Origin of the sequence: Accumulibacter sp., from assembly GCF_032229525.1 — a bacterium.
In the GTDB taxonomy this organism is placed as follows: domain Bacteria; phylum Pseudomonadota; class Gammaproteobacteria; order Burkholderiales; family Rhodocyclaceae; genus Accumulibacter.
Genome location: NZ_JAVTWB010000044.1, coordinates 1 through 3,003, shown reverse-complemented (window position 1 = coordinate 3,003; position 3,003 = coordinate 1). Strand labels below are relative to the sequence as shown.

At 58.2% G+C, this 3,003-nt stretch carries 4 protein-coding genes; 2 read left to right on the top strand and 2 right to left on the bottom strand.

What is annotated here, in order from left to right; translation table 11 throughout:
- Positions 1–263: 263 nt before the first annotated feature.
- A complete protein-coding gene (locus RUW20_RS02995; protein ID WP_313950712.1) occupies positions 264–578 on the bottom strand; it encodes a hypothetical protein in 315 nt (104 codons plus the stop codon).
- A 129-nt stretch (positions 579–707) separates the two neighbouring features.
- Here RUW20_RS02995 and RUW20_RS02990 point away from each other — a divergent pair, with 129 nt between their 5' ends.
- Together RUW20_RS02990 and RUW20_RS02985 are read left to right on the top strand one after the other, a co-directional pair.
- Positions 708–983, top strand: coding sequence for a hypothetical protein (locus tag RUW20_RS02990; protein ID WP_313950711.1), 276 nt, complete (start codon positions 708–710; stop codon positions 981–983).
- A gap of 40 nt (positions 984–1,023) precedes the next feature.
- On the top strand, positions 1,024–1,797 hold the full coding sequence (locus RUW20_RS02985) for an EF-hand domain-containing protein (RefSeq protein ID WP_313950710.1): 774 nt from the start codon (positions 1,024–1,026) through the stop codon (positions 1,795–1,797).
- A gap of 298 nt (positions 1,798–2,095) precedes the next feature.
- Here the strand turns inward: RUW20_RS02985 and RUW20_RS02980 are convergent.
- The coding region (locus RUW20_RS02980; protein ID WP_313950709.1) for a porin at positions 2,096–3,003 on the bottom strand (908 nt) is incomplete at its 5' end.

Sequence of the window (3,003 nt, the reverse complement as noted above, 5' to 3'; positions counted from 1 at the left end):
CTCCGGAAGCGCAGCATGCGGTTGACGAGGCGAGCAAGGCGACGGCGAAGGCCGAGTAGCAGCGCAAGCCGGTGCCTGGAAAGGCCCTTCGATGCTGGATTCAGGTTTTTTCCGGGACGCTAAGCCAGCTTGCGTTGCTGTAGCAACTGCTTGTCGTTAAACGAAAAGCATGGCATGTCAAAAGCTTAAGGCAGTGCCATGGGTCTCTGACCCCTTTGGCGCTCTTTGGCGCTATGCACGTTTTCCTGGAGGGACAGTTTCCGCTATCGCTTCGATCCGGATGCGGCCCCCTCCGATGCAGGCGCGTCCTTGGGCCTGCACGCCAAGGCCATGTCCTGCTGCGGCGCGAAGCACGTTCCGGAGACGGTGCCCCGGGGCCCGCTGAATTCGCAGGTGGCACCGCTGGCCAGCGACTTGCAGGCGGCGAGCGCCTCGGGTGGCGGGCCCCGTCGCGCGCCGCCGGCGGGTTGCGCCGAGGCCACGTTGGCGATCATCATTGACATGACTCCCGCCAATCCCAGCGGCGCCAGCGCCGCGAGCAAAGTCATTCTCAAATTGGTTTTTTGCATCGAGTTCATCGTTGTGACTCCTTGATCAATCGTCGGCCCATGCCAACGTCGGGATAAAGTCTGCATGCTGAATGTGGAGGCAATGAGTGCGTCTCTCCGCAATTCCTCCACAATTTACGGTTCTACTTGGCAACACATATGCACCTACGTCTCGTCCACACCTTGTCGCTGCTGCTGTCTGCCGTGCTGCTGGCCGTGCTGGCCATGGGCGCCGTCACAGCGTGGAATCTGAAGAACGGTTTTTCGGATTACCTGGAGGCGCGCGATATCGAGCAGCTCGAGCAGTTCGCGGCCCTGGTCACCGGGACGGCCGAGCAGGCAGGGAGCCTCGCCGCGCTGCAGCAGGGTACGGACATGCAACTACAACGAGTTTTGTTCGATATCTTGCGTAGACCAGTTGCGTTAGCAACGTAATGCGCGGCGTCTCATAACCGTATTTGGAAAGGAATAGATCATGAGCAGCATTGGAAGTATTGGCAGTAGTTACAACAGTTCGATGATGCAAGGTACGAGACAACGCCCGGATACGACAAAGATGGCTGAGCAGTTGTTCTCGAAGTTGGATACCTCCGGACAGGGGTTTATCCAGAAGTCTGATCTTCAGGCGGCCTTTGACAAGATTTCTTCGAACTCCAGTTCGTCGTCAAGTACGACCATCACTTCATCGACGGTCGATGAACTATTTTCAACGCTTGACACAGACAGTAGCGGTAAGGTCTCCAAGCAAGAATTCACTGAAACCCTAGCTAAACTGCAAAATGACCTGGATGTGCAATACCAAGGTGCCCGTATGGAGAAGGCGATGAAGGCAGGCGGGACGGAGGGGATGGGCAGCAGGCCGCCGCCACCGCCGCCGCCACCCGGCGACGGACCGAGCATGACCAAGGATGATCTGACCAGCGCCCTCAGTCAGATCGGTGCGTCCGACAACCGCAGCAACATGATGTCGAATATTCTCAGTAATTTTGATGCGGCGGACACCAATAGCGACGGCACGGTCAGCTTTCAGGAAGCGATGGCTTATCAGCAAGCGAGCGGCAGTTCTAGCAACTCGTCCTCTACAGGGTCCACTAACGCCAGCGCGAGCGCTGCCTCATCTTCGTCGCCGACCAGCAGTTCAGAGGCAAAGGTAATGATGCAGATCATGAAGCTTATGCAGGCCTATAACATTGGCAATGACCAGAAGCAAAACAGCAATCTGCTGTCTTCACTCTCGGTTTCGGTTTAGTCAATGAGATTTTGGGCCTCGTACGTCAGCACTGGGATGAGTAACCGGTCATTCTGGTCAGTCGATTCGCGACAACCTCAACGACCCGATTATGCCGTTACCCGCCTTTCAGGCAGCGACGGCGATGCCTGCTCCGCTCCGCACCCGGTCCTTGCTGCCGGCCGCTAACCCCGCCAGACACTTCCCGCGACGTCTTCTACGCCTTTCGGTCGGAGGGGAAAAGCCAAACGGTCAGAGTAAATAGTTTTCCGGGAACGAAAGAGTAAATCTCGCTTATCCGTTTGGTCTTCGTTTGGTCTTAGAACGTGTGCCGTATGCCAGCCAGGACGGTCTGGTTGCTCTCGCCGGGAGCACCAACGCCGGAAGGGCTGACGCCGAGGCTATCCTGATCATTGTCAACATAGAGGTAGCCGGCATATAACGAGGCGCGCTTGTTCATGCTGGTGGACCACCCGAGCATGTAGACCTCGCTCTTGCCGTTCAACAGGGTGGTGGCGGCGTTGTGACCTTGATCCCAGCCGGTCTGACCATAACCGAAATGAATCTTGCTTGCCGCCATCACCGGGACGACCGCAGCAAGGGTCCAGGTGGAATTGTCCTGGTTGGTGACGTTCGGGTCATTCTGGGCCTGATAAGAGCCCGCGATTTCCACGACCTTGAAGTCGTACGAAGCACCGATATAGCCTTCATGGATGTCCTTGCCCATGCCGGCCGGATTGGGGAAGGCGAGGTTAACGCTCTGGCGCGTCTGGTAAACCACGTCGACATTGAGCGGACCGTTGGCGTAGTTGCCGCCCAGACCAAACTTGCCGTTGTCGATGGTGCTGGCGTTGTTGTAGCCACCCAGGCTGCTTTCACCAAAGCCGTAAATCGCCTTGCCGGTGAAGCCGGAGAAGTTGGGCGAGGTGTAGGTCAGGGCATGGCTCCAGTGGGAGCCGCTGGCCGGGGTGATGGTGTTGCCCGCGGCGGCGCTCAGGATAGCCTGCGGCGAGAGGTGGGATGAGCCTCCAAAGGGGCTGTTTTTGCTGCTGCCGTCGTGGCCGGGGGCATACTGATGACCGAGCGCGACGGCACCGAGCTGGCTGCTCGAGAGGGCGACGAACTGCTGCCGGGCGTTCAGGCCGCCGCTATTGCCGATGCCGCTGTTGTGATCGAGGTCCAGCGCGTATTCGAGGGTGAAGCTGGCCTTCAAGCCATTGCCCAGAT